Annotated in this window: 15 protein-coding genes; 1 reads left to right on the top strand and 14 read right to left on the bottom strand. The window is 41.6% G+C overall.

Annotated elements, in window-relative coordinates; all coding sequences use genetic code 11:
* Nucleotides 1-92: 92 nt before the first annotated feature.
* From ELQ35_RS11630 to ELQ35_RS11610, 5 genes are all read right to left on the bottom strand, one after another.
* Entirely contained in the window at nt 93-803 is a 711-nt protein-coding gene (locus ELQ35_RS11630) for an ABC transporter ATP-binding protein (protein WP_126864992.1), read from the bottom strand.
* Nucleotides 796-1569: an ABC transporter ATP-binding protein gene (locus ELQ35_RS11625; protein WP_126864991.1), complete on the bottom strand. Its 774-nt coding sequence runs from the start codon at nt 1567-1569 to the stop codon at nt 796-798. Before ELQ35_RS11625 ends, ELQ35_RS11630 begins: the two co-directional genes overlap by 8 nt.
* Nucleotides 1541-2521 (bottom strand): branched-chain amino acid ABC transporter permease, encoded by a 981-nt coding sequence (locus ELQ35_RS11620; RefSeq protein ID WP_126864990.1) that lies wholly within the window; start codon nt 2519-2521, stop codon nt 1541-1543. The genes ELQ35_RS11625 and ELQ35_RS11620 overlap by 29 nt, the downstream gene beginning before the upstream one ends.
* A gap of 4 nt (nt 2522-2525) precedes the next feature.
* On the bottom strand, nt 2526-3410 hold the full coding sequence (locus ELQ35_RS11615; RefSeq protein WP_126864989.1) for a branched-chain amino acid ABC transporter permease: 885 nt from the start codon (nt 3408-3410) through the stop codon (nt 2526-2528).
* A 204-nt stretch (nt 3411-3614) separates the two neighbouring features.
* Complete coding sequence (locus tag ELQ35_RS11610) at nt 3615-4766, bottom strand: ABC transporter substrate-binding protein (protein WP_126864988.1); 1152 nt, start codon at nt 4764-4766, stop codon at nt 3615-3617.
* A 320-nt stretch (nt 4767-5086) separates the two neighbouring features.
* On the opposite strand from ELQ35_RS11610, the gene ELQ35_RS11605 reads away from it, so the two are divergent.
* Nucleotides 5087-5272, top strand: a complete 186-nt coding sequence (locus tag ELQ35_RS11605) for an SE1832 family protein (RefSeq protein WP_126864987.1) — start codon at nt 5087-5089, stop codon at nt 5270-5272.
* Between the two features lie 177 nt (nt 5273-5449).
* Here ELQ35_RS11605 and ELQ35_RS11600 read toward each other — a convergent pair whose 3' ends face one another.
* From ELQ35_RS11600 to ELQ35_RS11560, 9 genes are all read right to left on the bottom strand, one after another.
* Nucleotides 5450-6232, bottom strand: a complete 783-nt coding sequence (locus ELQ35_RS11600) for an SDR family NAD(P)-dependent oxidoreductase (protein ID WP_126865110.1) — start codon at nt 6230-6232, stop codon at nt 5450-5452.
* Nucleotides 6233-6494: 262 nt separating this feature from the next.
* Nucleotides 6495-7292 (bottom strand): ABC transporter permease, encoded by a 798-nt coding sequence (locus ELQ35_RS11595; protein ID WP_126865109.1) that lies wholly within the window; start codon nt 7290-7292, stop codon nt 6495-6497.
* Nucleotides 7292-8239 carry an ABC transporter permease gene (locus ELQ35_RS11590; RefSeq protein WP_126864986.1) on the bottom strand — a complete coding sequence of 316 codons (948 nt, stop codon included), beginning with the start codon at nt 8237-8239 and terminating at the stop codon, nt 7292-7294. Before ELQ35_RS11590 ends, ELQ35_RS11595 begins: the two co-directional genes overlap by 1 nt.
* Nucleotides 8203-9306: an ABC transporter ATP-binding protein gene (locus ELQ35_RS11585; protein WP_126864985.1), complete on the bottom strand. Its 1104-nt coding sequence runs from the start codon at nt 9304-9306 to the stop codon at nt 8203-8205. Before ELQ35_RS11585 ends, ELQ35_RS11590 begins: the two co-directional genes overlap by 37 nt.
* A gap of 27 nt (nt 9307-9333) precedes the next feature.
* A complete protein-coding gene (locus tag ELQ35_RS11580; protein ID WP_126864984.1) occupies nt 9334-10440 on the bottom strand; it encodes an ABC transporter substrate-binding protein in 1107 nt (368 codons plus the stop codon).
* A 30-nt stretch (nt 10441-10470) separates the two neighbouring features.
* Nucleotides 10471-11466: a TAXI family TRAP transporter solute-binding subunit gene (locus ELQ35_RS11575; protein WP_126864983.1), complete on the bottom strand. Its 996-nt coding sequence runs from the start codon at nt 11464-11466 to the stop codon at nt 10471-10473.
* A 199-nt stretch (nt 11467-11665) separates the two neighbouring features.
* Nucleotides 11666-11869: a DUF3954 domain-containing protein gene (locus ELQ35_RS11570; protein WP_246026051.1), complete on the bottom strand. Its 204-nt coding sequence runs from the start codon at nt 11867-11869 to the stop codon at nt 11666-11668.
* 276 nt (nt 11870-12145) lie between these two features.
* Entirely contained in the window at nt 12146-13513 is a 1368-nt protein-coding gene (locus ELQ35_RS11565) for a sigma-54-dependent transcriptional regulator (RefSeq protein ID WP_126864982.1), read from the bottom strand.
* The gene (locus ELQ35_RS11560) at nt 13488-15539 is read right to left on the bottom strand and encodes a transporter substrate-binding domain-containing protein (RefSeq protein WP_126864981.1); all 2052 of its coding nucleotides are present in this window, start codon (nt 15537-15539) and stop codon (nt 13488-13490) included. Before ELQ35_RS11560 ends, ELQ35_RS11565 begins: the two co-directional genes overlap by 26 nt.
* Nucleotides 15540-15791 lie beyond the last annotated feature (252 nt).

The raw sequence follows: 15791 nt of genomic DNA, 5'->3' as shown, positions 1-15791 counted from the left end.
TATAATAAACTACCCTCTGTTTTCATACTTTGTGAAATAGGAGTGAAAAGAAAAAGGGAGCTGCTTAGCCCCCTTGTTGGTATCATTAATCCTTAACTAGATTTTTTCCCAAGATACGCTTCAACGATTCTCGAATCTTCTAGTAAGTCTTCTGCATTTCCACTAATGATGACTTTACCTGTTTCCAAAACATAGCCATAATCAGCGATCTTCAATGCTTGTTTAGCATTTTGTTCAACAAGAAGAACGGTTGTCCCACTTTCTTTAATCTCTTTAATAATTTTAAAAATAGCGGTTACAATTAAAGGCGCAAGTCCCATTGAAGGTTCGTCTAATAATAATAATTTTGGTTTTGAAAGAATGGCTCGCGCAATGGCAAGCATTTGCTGTTGGCCACCTGAAAGAGTCCCAGCTAACTGCGTCTTTCTTTCTTTCAAAATAGGAAAGAGCTTCATCACATTTTCAATATCTTGTTCGACTTCCTTATCATTACGTTGATATGCTCCCATTTCAAGATTTTCATAGACTGTCATGGAAGATAAAATGGCTCTACCCTCTGGAACGAGGGCAATTCCTTTTTTTAATAGCTGGTCTGGTCTTAGTCCTGTGATATCTTCACCTAAAAATTCTATTTTTCCTTTTTTAGGCTTTAGTAAACCAGCTATTGTTTTCATCGTCGTCGTTTTGCCTGCTCCATTCGCCCCTAAAATCGTGACAATTTTGCCTTGCTCCACTTCAAGACTGATTCCTTTTAACGCTTGGATTTTATCATAAAATGTTTCAATTCCAGTTACTTTAAGCAATTTCATCATCCTCCTCTGATCCAAGGTAGGCTTCAATGACCGCAGGATTGTTTTGAATTTCCTCAGGTGTTCCCTCTGCTAGTTTCTTACCAAAGTTTAATACAGTAATCCGATCACAGAGCTTCATAACAAGAGGCATGTCATGTTCAATAATTAAAACGGTCACTCCCCTTGCTTGAACTTGTTTAATTAAATCGAATAAATTAGCTGTTTCCGTTTCATTCATACCTGCCGCAGGTTCATCCAGTAATAATAATTTCGGATCGCTCGCTATCGCTCTGGCAATTTCTAAACGTCTTTGCTGACCATATGCTAAATTTTCTGACACAACATCATGATACTCTGATAAGCCAACTAGTTCTAAAAGCTCTATTGCTTTTTCACGAATTTGCTGCTCTTCCGTGCGCTGCGATTTAGGACGAAACACACCGCTTAACACACCCGCTTTACTGCGGCAATGGGCACCAACCATTACATTCTCTAAAGTCGTCATTTGAGAAAATAGACGAATGTTCTGGAAAGTCCGGCAAATCCCAAGATCGGTGATGTTATGTGGTTTAATCCCCGTAATTCTTCTATTAAAAAAGGTAATGTCTCCTGTTGTTGGCGGGAACATGTTTGTAATAATGTTAAACATCGTTGTTTTCCCAGCTCCATTAGGACCTATTAAACCATATATTTCTCCTTCATTTATACGAATCGAAACATCGGTTAAAGCAGAGATTCCGCCAAAGTTTTTACATATGTTTTTGATTTCTAGAACCATGACTTCTCCCCCTTTTAGATGGTAATTTCTTTTTTAACCACTGCATGATATTTTCATCAATAATTCCTTGGGGACGAAATGCCATCATGAAGATTAATACAAGACCATAAATCATATAACGGTATTCGCTAATAAAACGAAGCGCTTCCGGCATAATCGTCATAAAAGTTGCACCAAAAATAGCTCCTAATATAACTTCACTACCACCAAATACAGCAAAGATTAGTATTTCGATCGCCCGATGATAAGCGAAATCTGCTGGGCTTATATAAGCTAATACGTGTGCAAATAACGCTCCTGCAAAACCTGCTAAAATAGCTCCTTGTGTAAAAGACAGCACTTTATAATACGTAATATTAATTCCCATTGCTTCTGCAGCTTTTTCATCCATTTTAATAGCTGCGAAAGCACGGCCAACACGTGATTTATTTTGTCTAACAAAAAACCAAATAATAAAAATATTGATAAGTAATAAAAGAATTAATACCAGTAAATAAGTAAATTGATTATTTCGCATCCCAATACTGCTTGGATCAAATCCAGCATCTCGGAAGAAATTTAGCAGCTCTCTTCCAATATGAGGAATGCCAGAAAGACCAACGGCACCTTTTGTAACGGATTCCCAGTTTACGAAGAAGACTCGCATTACTTCCCCAAATCCGAGTGTGGCAATTGCCAAATATACGCCACTTAATCGCAATGAAGGAAGGCCGACAATAATTCCGCAAATGCCAGCAACTAATGACCCTGCAATAATTCCTACTAGTATAGGAAGATCGAAATGGATGGTTAATAGAGCTGATGTATAAGCTCCAATCCCCATAAAACCAGCACTGCCAAGCGATAATTGGCCAGAGGATAGCGTGACATAAATGCTAATTGCCAGAATGATATTAATTAATATAAATGAACCTATTTGTAAATAATATGGATTAATAAACTCACCTAGCATACGATCACCGACCTTCCGCTGCTGACTTTTGACCGAATATTCCTTGTGGCCTTACTAACAGAATAATGATTATGATTATAAATGCTATTGCGTCACGATAACCAGAATCTCCATACGCAACAACGAAAGTCTCCGATAACCCAAGAATTAATCCACCTGCCATCGCACCTTTCACATTACCCATTCCACCCAATATAATAATCGCTAACCCTTTTAATCCCATCGATAATCCCATTTGTGGGTTCACAGAGTTAAAGGCCATTCCAACTAAAATACCAGCAATTCCACCCATTGCAGATGCAATAATGACGGTTAAAATAATAATTTTTTTTGTATTTACGCCTAGTATACTGGCTGTTTCTAAATTTTCAGCAGTTGCTCTTAGTGCTTTCCCTGCCTTTGTTCTTAACAACCAATAAGAAAGTGCCATCATTAATATAATAGAAATAACAAAAATGATAATTTGGACAAGGTATACCGTTATCGAACCAATTTGAAAGTTGATTTCTGCAAAAGAGTTGCGAAACGGGTGGTTGCCTGCACCAAATAAATGGTGTGAAATATTTTCAAGTAGAATGGATACACCAATCGTACTTATTAATGGGGCAAGATGGGAAACACCTTGCTTTCCGCGAAGTGGTCGAAGCGCAAATCGCTCTAGCATATATCCTAAAATGGCCGTAACAGCTATGGCTACTAGAAAGGCAGCCCAAAGTGGCCATTTTAATGTGCTCGTTACAATAATCCCCATAAAGGCACCAAACATGAAGATTTCTCCATGTGCCATATTGATGATACCTAAAACCCCGAATACAAGGGTGAATCCAAGGGCAATGATTGCATAGATGCTTCCCAATGTGATTCCGTTAATTAGCTGTTCTAAAAGCAAGTCATCTCATCCCTTTCTTCCAATTTATTTTCCTTAAATGAACAGAAAGGCTATACCCCAACATATTATCCAAGGTATAGCACATACACTGCTATTCGATTTACACATACATTTATTCTTCGGTAATCCATAGAGCGGCAACACGATCATCTTATCAATAGAAACTTGTACTTATAAAGGTATTTTACAGAATATTACAACTAACTATTCGAAGATTTGGAACTTTCCGTCCTTGATTGTTAAAACAATTGGATCCATTTCAACATCTCCGTCTTTATCAAATGAGAATGATCCTAAAATTCCTTCTAGGTCTTTAATTTCTGCAAGTGCATCACGAAGTGCATCACGGTCTGCTTCGCCAGCATTTTTCAATCCTTCAGCCATAATATAAAGCGCATCGTATGCTTGAGCTGCAAATTGATCTGGCTTTTTACCATATTCTGTTTCATACTTTTTAATAAATTCTTGTACCTTTGGATCTTCTTTTTCAGAGAACCAAGGCGTAGCAACGAATAATCCATCAGCAGCTTTTCCAGCGATATTAATAACTTCAGGTGAGTTAAAACCATTCCCACCCACAAACGGTACTGTAATCCCCATTTTTCTAGCTTGATCCATAATAACAGCACCTTCATTGTATAAAGCTGAAGCTAAAATTAAATCAGGATTAAGTCCTTTAATTTTCGTTAATTGAGCATTATAGTCTGATTGCCCTTTTTGGAATGTTTGAGTCGTTACGACTTCAAGGTCCATTTTTTCTACTTCTTCTTTCATTGTGTCAAAGCCTGACTTTGTAAACACATCGTCATTCCCATAAATAAGAGCGACCTTTTTTACATCGTATTTCTTCACTGCTTTTTCCATGGCAACTGGAATGGCTAGTGCTTCAGGAATTGAATTTCTAAATACATATTCACCAATTTGCGGGATACCTTCCGCTGTAGTTGATGTACCCATAATTGGAATTCCATTTAAATCTGCTTCAGGTCCAACAACATTCATTTCTGTACTTAATGTTGGTCCTAACAGAGCAACGATTTCATCATCACTCATTAGTTTTTGTGAAGCGGATAAAGCTTGTTCTTGTTTCCCAGCGGAATCTTCAATAACTAGTTCGATGTTTACTTTTCCTTTTTCGTTAATTTCTTTTTGAGCTAATTTGAATCCGTTTGTAATCGCTTCTCCATAGGCAGCTCCTGGACCTGTTAAATAAGAAATAACTCCAATTTTCGCATTAATGGTACCGCCTTTATCTCCTTCCCCACTTGATTGTGAACTATTTCCACCACAAGCTGCTAATAATACAAGCATAAGTGCAGAAATTAACACTAGAGATTTTTTACCTATCTGTCTCATGTCTTTCCCCCTATTTTAATAGTAATTGTAAAACCTATATCTATTAAATAGCATAATAACTACAATGTAAATATAATATTGAGAATCTTTAATATACTCCAAAAACAACCGACCCGTGGATATATTCGATAGCTCCAGAAAGAGAAACTAAAAAAACCAGATACCTTCCAAAGTTTTGGACTTTGTCTGGCTTCTATTACAATTGTTTTTCTGAGAAAATTTTTACCTTTGCCAAAAACTCAGGCAGACAGCGCACTTTTTCGTGGTGCATGAGTGCATGTTTATGGTATGAATAAGGGATAAGGAAATGAGGTGTAACTATGAACAAGGCTGATGTTGAATATAATATTCAAGATATGAAAGCTGACTACGTTCGTTTGCAAAATGATTTGGAGAAATTAGAATCCGTAGGCGGGAACATCTCCCCCTTGCAAAAACAGCTTGATGACATCGAATTGGAACTAAAAACCCTTTATAAACAATTAGACGAATTAAAGAAAGATTGATGTAAAAACTAATAGAGGTATCTGCACAAATAAAGTGGATTGGAGGGCTTTAAGTGTGAGTAACCATAGTATTAACCCCTTATTAATCAGTGTAATAAACGGTAAGGATATAGACAAAATCTCAAGAATGCCAGCTCTATCAGATCTACCCGGTTCGATATAAAACATATAAAGTTTTTACAAAGCTCCCGATCTCCCCCCATCAATATTAACCGCCGTCCCCGTTACATAGGAAGCTGCATCTGAAACAAGAAAAGTAATCACTTTAGCTGCCTCCTTGGTGTTCCCTATCCGTCCGAGAGGGATATGATGGCTTGGGTTTTTTCCGTATTTTTCCCATGTCAGTTCAGGTGCTTCCTGTTTCCACTTTTTTTCAATCTGATCACTTCTGATCAGCCCAATACATACTGTGTTTACACGAATGTTATCGGGGCCAAGATCTTTGCTCATTGCTTTTGTAAGAGCCATACCTGCTGCCCGGCTCACAGTGGTAGGCAAAGAGGAAGCTGGCGGGGTCTTGCCAATAGCAGCTGTCACGTTGACGATTGCACCGCCGCCCACTTGCCGCATATAAGGCAGTGCGTAGCGTGAACAATGGATCGCGCCAAATAATTTCAAATCGAGATCCTGCTGCCAAAGATCAGTCCCCACTTTCTCAAATGGATGGACTGAAGAGGTACCTGCGTTGTTTATGACAATATCCAAGCGTCCAAAGTGTTCGGCTGACTGGGTCACTGCCCGTTTGCAATCCTCTTCCAGAGTCATATCTGCTTCGACATGTAATACTTCGGCGCCTGTCTTTTCAAAGATAAGTGCTGCTGCAGCCTTAAGGTTTTCCTTATTTCTGGCACATATGGCGACTTTCGCTCCTTCATAGGCTAAATGAAGGGCAGTTTCCAATCCGATACCTTTACTCGCCCCTGTGATTAGAGCAACTTTTCCTTTTAACCCCAAGTCCATCATGATAACTCCTTCCTGCCTGCTAATTGTATGACATAAGAATGCTTGCATTTTTTAAATTCATTGACACTATTCCTAAAAAAATCTTGATATTCTGGTAGAGACTCTCGTAGACCTACTCTTCCAAGGAGAGAAATAAAGCAAACATTTATCTGATTTTTATATGTAGAACGATTTCCGAGCCATTATGGCATAGAAATCGTTCTACACTTTTTCCGTTTAATTGCTCCATTCTAATCCAAATCTCACCTCAAAAAACTGATTATGAGTGAGAGCCGCCAAACACCTTTCCTACTCCCTGTAATTTTTCAAGAATAATAATCAAAATGACAGAGATGAAAATAACCAAACTGGAAACGGAGGCAACGATCGGATTATAGGCATCCTGCATCTGTGAAAAAATCTCAATCGGCAATGTGCGCATGTCCGGCGAAACCATGAATAAGGACACGGTTACATTATCAAAAGATGTAAGAAAGGCGAACAAGCCTCCTGAAATGATTGCCGGTCGGATGAGCGGCAGTGTCACTTTCCAGAATACCACCACCGGATTAGCTCCTAAGATAGCCGCTGCCCGCTCAAGATTGTAATCAAAGCCGCTGAGACCGGTTAGAACGAGCCTGATGACGTAAGGGATACAAATGACGATATGAGCAAGTAAAAATCCTGTCGATGTACCAGCGAGCATCATCGGTGTAAAGTAAATCAGCAGTGCTATCCCGAGCACGAGCTGCGGCACGCTTAATGGCGAGGTCAAAAGTGAAGTAAGATAGGCTTTGCCCGGTATGTCATACTTCGCAATCGCAAGCGCCCCAAGCGTGCCGAATACTACGGAAAAGAAGGCTGCCAGCAGCGCGAATTTTACGCTATTTACCATCGCCTCCACGAACTCAGGACGATTCAGAAGCTCCGTATACCATTGAAAGGAGAAGCCCTCTGCCGGAAAACTTGGATAGTTTGCGCTGGTAAACGAAGCGGGAATGACCACAATAAGCGGAATCAAAATGTATATGATCGTTATTACAGCTGCAGCCATGCGCAGTTTGCCAAGACTTTTCATCATCGGAACACCTCCTTAAATTTTCCTCTTTCAAATGTACGCGTAAAAACGATTACAGTGATGAGCGTTGTAGCGAGAAGGACATATGAAATCGCGGAACCAAACGTCCAGCGGAGCAGATTATTAATCTGATCGTACGCAACCACTGGCATCATCGGTACATTCGCCCCTCCCATGAGAGCTGGTGTCACATATGCACTCATAGACAGACTAAACACAAGCACGCACCCAGACACGATGCCCGGCAGGCTGAGCGGCAGTGTAATCGAGAAAAAGCTTCGGAGTGGGCTTGCTCCAAGGATAGCACTCGCCTTCTCCAAGGACGGGTCGATATTGTACAGGCTGGTTGCAATCGCCAGGATCATAAAGGGCAGATACGCATTCGAGAGACCGATGACGACTCCAAGCTCTGAAAATAGCAGCTTTAGCGGAGCATTGATAATCCCAAGCGACATCAGGGTTTGGTTAATCGTCCCGTTCGGCAATAACAAGAGATACCAGCCGAAATTACGGACAACGATACTGACCAAAAGCGGTGAGGCGATCAACAAAGCGATATAGCCGCGGACACGCGGCGAGCTCTTTGCCATTGTCAGTGCAACCGGATAGGCAAGGAGAAGGGAAAGAATGACAGTATACAGACTTATCTTCACCGTTAACCAAAGAGATGACAAATAATAGCTGTCCGTGAAAAATTGCGCGTAGTTTTTCAGGCTGTAAGCTGCTGTTGTACCGCCTATTTCGTCTGTTGTAATAAAGCTCAAATAAAGAATGTACAACATCGGAACTATAAAAAAGCCAAAGATAAACAACAGAATCGGGAGAAGGAGAAGAAGCCCCGGACCCCAGCTTCTTCTTTTCTTATTCTTAGGCGTCTTTTGCAGATTCGCTCCTGTGTTTGGTTCTTGATTTATTTCTTGATCAGCATAATGTCTGACGGGCTCCATCCGACATACACCTCACTTCCTGCCTGCCATGAAGAATCAAAATCAGGCGTAAGGATCTGCAGCGGTTTACCAAGCAGGGATACAGCCACTTCCCAAGAAGTACCCAGGTAGTTTAACTGGGTTATGCTTGCTTTGTGCAAATCCAGGGATAACCCTGAAACATTCTCTGCAGCAGCAGCAATGCATATTTTTTCCGGCCGAATGTAAAGCTTCACTTCGTCTCCAACCTTGCAGGCACGGTCGGTACCCATGATATTTCCCACATCAACATGCGTTATCTCATTCTCCATTTGTACGGAGATTTTTCGGCTGTCCACTGACGTAATTTTCCCCTCAAAGCTGTTGGATTTGCCGATGAATTGGAAAACAAACTCTGTATCAGGATGATTATAAATCGAGGTTGGCGAACTGATTTGCTCAATTTTCCCCGCATTCATGACAACTACCCTGTCCGATATCGAGAGCGCCTCTTCCTGATCATGTGTCACGAAAATGGTTGTAACACCAATCTCCTTCTGTAAGCGTTTGATCTCCGCACGCAGTTCATGACGTAATTTCGCATCCAGATTGGAAAGAGGCTCATCAAGCAGCAGCAATTCGGGTTCTACCACAAGTGCTCTGGATATCGCTACACGCTGGCGTTGTCCCCCGGATAACTCCCGGGGATAGCGGTTTTCAAGACCAGACATCTTTACGAGTTCAAGGGCGCGGTCAATTTTCTTTTTTTGTTCCGGCTTTGCGACCTTTCGCAGCTTCAATCCAAAGCTCAGATTTTCATAGACAGTCATATGAGGGAAAAGGGAATATGTCTGGAAGACCATTCCTAGATCACGCTTAAATGGCGGTACCTTTGTCACCTTTTTCCCTTTAATATAGACATCTCCTTCATCTGCTTCGAGAAAGCCGGCGATAAGGTTTAGTGTCGTTGTTTTGCCACAGCCGGATGGTCCGAGCAGGGTGAGCAGCTCCCCCTGTTTTACACCTAGGTTAATCCCGTTCAATACGATATTGGACCCATATTGTTTAAATGCACCTTTTATCTCCACATCGTTTTTAATAGCTTGCATGAGAAGAAATCCCACCTTTCTTACCTATTATTTAAGTAGTTTGCCAAGCTCGGGGGTTACTTCTTTTGACCATTTATCTGACCATTCAGCGCGAATTTCCGCGAATTTCGCAAAATCAGGCTTGAATGTTTTATCTGTTTCTTTAAGCCCTATAGAACCTTCATATTTTTCTGGTATTTTCATTCCGTCGACAACCGGGTAAAAACCCTTGTCCGCAATCAACTTTTGTGATTCTTCACTAATTAGATAGTTGATGAAGTCAATCGCTTCCTGTTCACGCGGCGTGTTTTTCACAAGGGCGGCGCTGAATGCTTGGAGCGGCACTCCTTCTTTTGGCACGGCCATTTTAATCGGCACACCGGAAGCTGCCAGTTCAGCTATCGCATAGCTTCCCATTACTGTGACATCAGCGGCACCCTGCTGTATCGCCGGCATCATTTGGGTTGAATTTTTATAAAAAGTACTGGAATAACCAGCAAGCTCTTTCGCTTTTTCAAAACCGGGCTCCATGTTGTCGGTGCTTCCGCCATTTGCCATTGCCAGCGCATTGAGAGTGTTAAAGCCCCAATCATTGTTGATATCAGAAAAAGCCGTTTTTCCTTTATAATCAGGAGAAATTAAGTCATTCCATGATTCAATCGGTTTAAGGTCGTTCTTTTTAAAAGTCTCGGTGTTATAACCAGGAGCGATCACAAGCCCAAATGCCGGTGCCGCTGCCTTGTCAACCGCAACAAACCGTGAATCTACCTTTTTCATATTCGCAACGTTTGTTTCGTCAATCGTTTCAGTAAGCCCTTTATCCATTGCACGCTGTACATCGACAGGAACAAAGAAAGCAATGTCAATTTGCGGCGCATTTTTCTGCAACTCTACCTTGGATAAAATTTCACCAGATAGGCCAGATATGTAATTTACTTGAATGCCAGTTTCTTCCTTGAATTTAGGAGCGATTACATCACGAACGGTTCTTTCAATTACGCCGCCGTTTCCTGCAATCGTGATTTGCTTGTCCCCTCCTCCTTCATTGGATCCACTTGCCTGTTTGGACTCTCCAGGCTTTTGTGGTGTTGGATTAGCACAGCCTGCAAGAGCCGCCAGCATCAGAACAATAAGTAAGCTGATCATTTTTTTCATTTGTTTTGACCTCCCTGATTTTTTTAATATTTAATGAATGATTTCATGTTCGGTAAAATATTTCACGGCTCCAGGGTGAAAATCGAGCGGAATGCCTGTTTTTGCATCTGTTAGCTTAATGTCCCGGGCAGCTGGGTGTATTTGCTGCAGTTCGGGTAAGTGTGTATACAAAGTATCAACGAGTTCGTAAGCTTCTTGCTTCGGCAAATCACGATAGGTCAGCAGTACATTTTTGACAGCTAACGTTTCGATATTTCTCTTCATTCCATATGTTTCACGTGGAATATCTCTTTCCATATAAAAGCCATACTGCTCGTGGAGGCGATCCACAATTTCTTTAGGAATCGGAATGAGCGTAATCGGCAATTGTGCAGCAAGCGTTGCGATCTCCGGATTTGGCAAACCCGATGAAAAAAAGGCAGCATCGATCGTTCCGTTACGCAGGGCATCTGCCGATTGAGAGAAAGAAAAAAAGTACTTATGAATGTCATTTTTGGTCAGGCCAGCTGATAGAAGTGTTCGTTCAGCAATTAGTTTTGTTCCACTTTCGTTCGAGCCTAGGCTGATTCGTTTTCCGGACAGATCCTTTAAAGAACGGATACCGCTTTTTTCTGTTGTCACAATATGAACGTAGTTAGCATAAAGTCCGGTAAGCGCCCGAAGCTTGGTACGGCTATCTGCATCTTCTGGTTTCTGTGTTTCCCGGTCAAGCACATCCACAGAAGCAAAACCGAGTTCAACTTTCTTTTGACTGGTCAGTCTCGCATTTTGAATAGAAGCGCTGGTAATTTGAGTGGCAGAAGCTGCTCCGTTGTATTTTTCATACATATCAGCCATAGCTTGTCCTAAGGAAAAGTAGACACCTGACATATCCCCTGTCGCAATTATCAGGGCATTCTTATCTTTTGAAGATGACTGCTTCTGAAGGGCAGGAGAAGGAATTTCCTGCGTCCCATTCGCAGGCAAGCACCCTGCCAGTAACAGGGAAAGCAGCAGGACTCCTGCGAAGAGTATCTGTTTTTCCATTTTTGAATCTCCTTTCTTGTTGTAAAATACATGCAAATTCCATGCCAAATCTCTGGATCCTTTTAAATGTATGCGCTTTCAAGATTAAATATAGATTTTGCAGAACACCCCGGCAATTTTTGCCGATTTGTTCTGCAAAATTTGCCGGGCTGCTCGTTTTTTGCCTGTTATTTATCATACTGCTCCTTAATACCTTGAACTACCCACCATTAACACCCTTACAGACCTTCCTCTTTACCGTAGTTTCCAATCTATCAACCTTCCCTCCCAGGGTAATAATCAATGTCTCACCATAATCAGGAAGGTCATGTTCAATCAGGATTCCATCCTTCACACAATATAGTTTTTTATTGTTCATCAAATCTATTTCAGCGATCATATCATTCTTGTAAGCAGCTTCCACCAGAACGCCCCCTTATGGTAAACTTGCATTAGGGTAGTCAGGACTCGTCCTGGCTTTTTTATTTTTTCTTCCGCTTTGCCTCATGAATATTCGCATACACCTTTCCCCTGCGGCTTGATTGGATACTTAGTGATGTAGGCTAGGCGTTCTTCATCGGTCAGTCTACTGTTCATTATAAGGCACTCATTACTAATAATTTTAAACAACTTTATTGTCGCTCCACACCCTACATTGGGCAACCGCCCTTCGCATTACTTGAGGTAGGGGTATTTTTGCCTAAAGTTGATAAAGCTTTATCTTGTCGCGCAAGCTGCGCTCGGAAATCTGCAGTGTCAGGGCTGTTTTCCGCTTATGCCTTCCACAGTGATTGAGAGTGGCAGCAATCACTTTCTTTTCAATTTCCTTCATGGGAATTCCTATCGGTATTTGAAGGCTTCCCTCATCTTTAGTAATAGAGGCGGAAAAGGCTGGCTTTTGTTGCTGTACGTTCGGTGGCAAATCCACATCTGTCATTACATCATCTTGGGATAATGCAACCGAATATTCAATGATGTTTCCTAATTCCCGAACATTTCCTGGATAGCTATAGTCAAGCAAAAGCCCACGGGCAGTTGAAGAGAACGATTTCCTTTCCCGATTCATTTCCTTGCTATATTTTTGTAAGAAGTGGTCGATCAAGAGCGGCAGGTCTTCCTTTCTTTCCCTTAACGGCGGGATCGAAAGCGGGATGACATTAAGCCTGAAATACAAATCCTCACGGAATGTTCCTTCCATCACCATTTGCTCCAGGTTCTTATTGGCGGCGCTGACAATCCGTACATCCAGTGGAATCTTTATATTGGAACCCAGCGGTGTAATTTCGCGTTCCTGGAGAGCACGCAGCAATTTCACCTGAAGGGCAAGCGGCATTTCGCTGATTTCGTCCAGAAACAGCGTTCCTCCATTGGCTGCGGCCCATCTACCTTCCTTCCGCTGCGTCGCTCCTGTAAACGCCCCTTTCTCGTATCCAAACAACTCTGATTCGAGCAATGTTTCTGGGATAGCTGCACAATTTACAGTTTCAAGAGGACCACCTTTTCGCTTTCCTGTGTTATGAATGCTCCGGGCCACAAGTTCTTTCCCAGTTCCGCTTTCCCCTGTGATCAAGACACTGGAATCAATACTTTTGATGCGTTCGATCATCGAAAAAACAACCTGCATGGCTTTGCTCTTGCCAAGGAAGTTTTCATAGCCGCGTCTTTGCTCCAATTCCTCGTGTAATGTCTCTAACTGAAAAGACATTTGCTTAAATTCAGCTGCTCTCATCATGAGCAAATGGAGTTCCTCCATGTTAATAGGCTTTTCAATATAATAATAGGCCCCTTTCTTAATAGCTTCGATGGAAGTTTCAATCGAGGCATAGGCCGTCATCATGATCACGGTAACAGATGGGGTTTTTTGTTTGATTTCCTGCAAAACATCAAGACCATTGCTGCCACCCAGGCTAAGGTCGAGCAGCGCGATATCAATGCCGTTATCTTCAATAATCCGGAGACCTTTTGCTGGATCGGTTGTTGTTGTGATACGATAATCGTCCTCAAGCGCAAAGCTTAGAGATGCGCAAATGGCTTGTTCATCATCAATGACTAGAATGTGTGGCTTCATTTCCTATCGCCTCCTTATACATTGGTAGTAGTACAATAAACGTTGTCCCCTGGCCGGTCCGGCTGTTTACATGAATATCCCCATTATTCTCTTTAATCAGTTTGAAGGATAAGGTAAGGCCCAACCCCACCCCTTGTTCTTTGCCTGTATAAAAAGGTTCAAAGATGCGGTTTAGTTCTTCCTTCCTTATTCCTTTTCCTGTATCTGCAATTATTATCCTGCCTGTATCTTCGTTCTCCTTTTCTATCGAAATCGTGATCTTTTTCTCGACGGTTTCCTCTACGGCATCGATTGCATTTAGGATTAAGTTGAGCAACACCTGCCGAATTTGCTGCGGATCGATATAGAAAAAAAGATTTTTGTCAAACGTCTGTTCAACAATAATATGTTTTTTCTCTATCGTGACCTGAAGAAACGAAAGCAAAGAGGTTAGCTCATCAGCAGAGCAACTCTGTTTATTTGGCGGACGAGGACGTGCATAATCAATCAAATCAGTAACAATCGTATTCAGCCTGTTCACTTCGGCAGGCACATGTTCAATGATCATATCCCGGAACCCGGGGCGATCATATTTACTAGGGAGCAAGTCAATAAACGTTTTAATCGACGTCAGTGGATTACGGATTTCATGTGCAACTCCTGCCACAAGCTGGCCTAGCGCATGCAGCTTCTCCTGGGTAATCAGTTTTTGCTCGAGCTTCTTTTTTTCAGTCTCATCATTCATCGATAGTAAGTACCCGGTCTGTTTCACTTGAGAATCGTACATTAGGAGCATGTGGTAGTATATAACCTTTTTTTGGCCGTTATCATTTATTTCAAAAATAAGCGGGACAGCTGATTCTTCTTGCAGTTCATGTTCAACAGTATAATGCCGGAAGAGCCGCTCTAACAGGGAGGAATGCTGATACTTAAGCGACATATCTGCAGAAAGACCGAGCATGGCATATGCTTTTGCGTTACAGCTTGTCATCGTATAATTAAGGTCAAAAGTAACGATACCTGTGTCGATATGATTCAAAATTTGGTCTTTCAAAATACTGCTATCAGCAATCCGTTGCTGCTGATCTTGGAGATCTTTATTTAAAACCTGAAGCTTTCGCGTCTGGAGGGAGACGGCTTTTTTAAGTCGTTGATTCCAGACATAAATGAAAAAAAGTACAAGCGCCGCACCCATTAACACGATAGTCAGGAGAAAGATAAATTGCTTTAATCGGGCGATTTCTGCCTCCGGCTGCAGCTTCACCCATTTATCAATGAGGGTATTCACTTCCCCTTTTGCCTTCATATTTGTAAGGGTGCCATCTATCATCCGCAGTAGATCTTCATTGCCTTCCTTGACAGCGATTGCATAATCAGCGGGTTCGATGACTTCATCAAGAATAATAAAATTACCCTTTTGCTTCAAATGTTTTAAGTAGACAGTGGAAGTCCATTTATTCCCTATCAAAACGTCTGCCCTTCCCTGAATAAGTGTGAGAAGGCCGGTATATTGGTTGGTCGCAAGTGTAAGATTTGTATTACGCATGTTTAGCAGGGTGGCGAGTGCGGGCGTGCGGTTCTCCAGCACTACCTGTAAATCGCGCACATCTGTCATTCCATGAATGCTGTCTTTTTTCTCCTTTGGAATAATAAGCGAGTCAGACATCGTAAAATATGGATCAGAGAAATCAAACCGCCTTTCTTTTTCCGTACTGTAAGTAATACCAGCAATTGCATCAACAGTTCCGTTCTGCAGCGCTGTTTCTGCTTCGCCAATTCTCATTGGAACATATTCGAAACGAAGTCCATTTTCAATTGCGACTTTTTCCATTAAATCGATGCTGATACCAGTAAGGGTCCCATCTTCTTTTGTGTAAGAGAAAGGGGGAAGCGCCCATTCTCCTGCCACCCTATAGGTTTTTTTCTCGGCAAATGCAGGGGAAACTCCGAACATAGATATCCCCAGCGTGAAGATGATAAACGGAAGCAGCCAAAAGGCTCCCGTGAACTTCTTTACGATCATGACCACTCCTTTTCTACTTATCATAATTATAGATCAACCAAGGCTGAAAATCTGAATTTTCTTTTTACAACATGATTAATAATAGAATTGTATCCTCCAAAACTTTTGCAATGCTTCCAAGAAGGCTGCGAATGTTTCGGAACTAGGTTCTGATGGGAAATCTATGTAATGATTTTCTTTTTCGGATAAAATGAAAAGCCTGCCAAAAATCTCGGCAAACCAGCACACTTTTTCGTGGTACATGGGTAGTTTATGGTATGAATAAAGGATAAGGAA

Source organism: Peribacillus cavernae, from assembly GCF_003989135.1.
Taxonomy (GTDB): Bacteria; Bacillota; Bacilli; order Bacillales; family DSM-1321; genus Peribacillus; species Peribacillus cavernae.
This window is presented reverse-complemented; position numbering and strand designations above follow the sequence as displayed.

Bases quoted from the DNA above. Each gene is read 5' to 3' on its own strand.
- ELQ35_RS11625 (WP_126864991.1), bottom strand. From the start codon at position 1,569: ATGGTTCTAGAAATCAAAAACATATGTAAAAACTTTGGCGGAATCTCT.
- ELQ35_RS11620 (WP_126864990.1), bottom strand. From the start codon at position 2,521: ATGCTAGGTGAGTTTATTAATCCATATTATTTACAAATAGGTTCATTT.
- ELQ35_RS11610 (WP_126864988.1), bottom strand. From the start codon at position 4,766: ATGAGACAGATAGGTAAAAAATCTCTAGTGTTAATTTCTGCACTTATG.
- ELQ35_RS11605 (WP_126864987.1), top strand. From the start codon at position 5,087: ATGAACAAGGCTGATGTTGAATATAATATTCAAGATATGAAAGCTGAC.
- ELQ35_RS11600 (WP_126865110.1), bottom strand. From the start codon at position 6,232: ATGGACTTGGGGTTAAAAGGAAAAGTTGCTCTAATCACAGGGGCGAGT.
- ELQ35_RS11595 (WP_126865109.1), bottom strand. From the start codon at position 7,292: ATGAAAAGTCTTGGCAAACTGCGCATGGCTGCAGCTGTAATAACGATC.
- ELQ35_RS11590 (WP_126864986.1), bottom strand. From the start codon at position 8,239: ATGGAGCCCGTCAGACATTATGCTGATCAAGAAATAAATCAAGAACCA.
- ELQ35_RS11585 (WP_126864985.1), bottom strand. From the start codon at position 9,306: ATGCAAGCTATTAAAAACGATGTGGAGATAAAAGGTGCATTTAAACAA.
- ELQ35_RS11580 (WP_126864984.1), bottom strand. From the start codon at position 10,440: ATGAAAAAAATGATCAGCTTACTTATTGTTCTGATGCTGGCGGCTCTT.
- ELQ35_RS11575 (WP_126864983.1), bottom strand. From the start codon at position 11,466: ATGGAAAAACAGATACTCTTCGCAGGAGTCCTGCTGCTTTCCCTGTTA.
- ELQ35_RS11565 (WP_126864982.1), bottom strand. From the start codon at position 13,513: ATGAAGCCACACATTCTAGTCATTGATGATGAACAAGCCATTTGCGCA.
- ELQ35_RS11560 (WP_126864981.1), bottom strand. From the start codon at position 15,539: ATGATAAGTAGAAAAGGAGTGGTCATGATCGTAAAGAAGTTCACGGGA.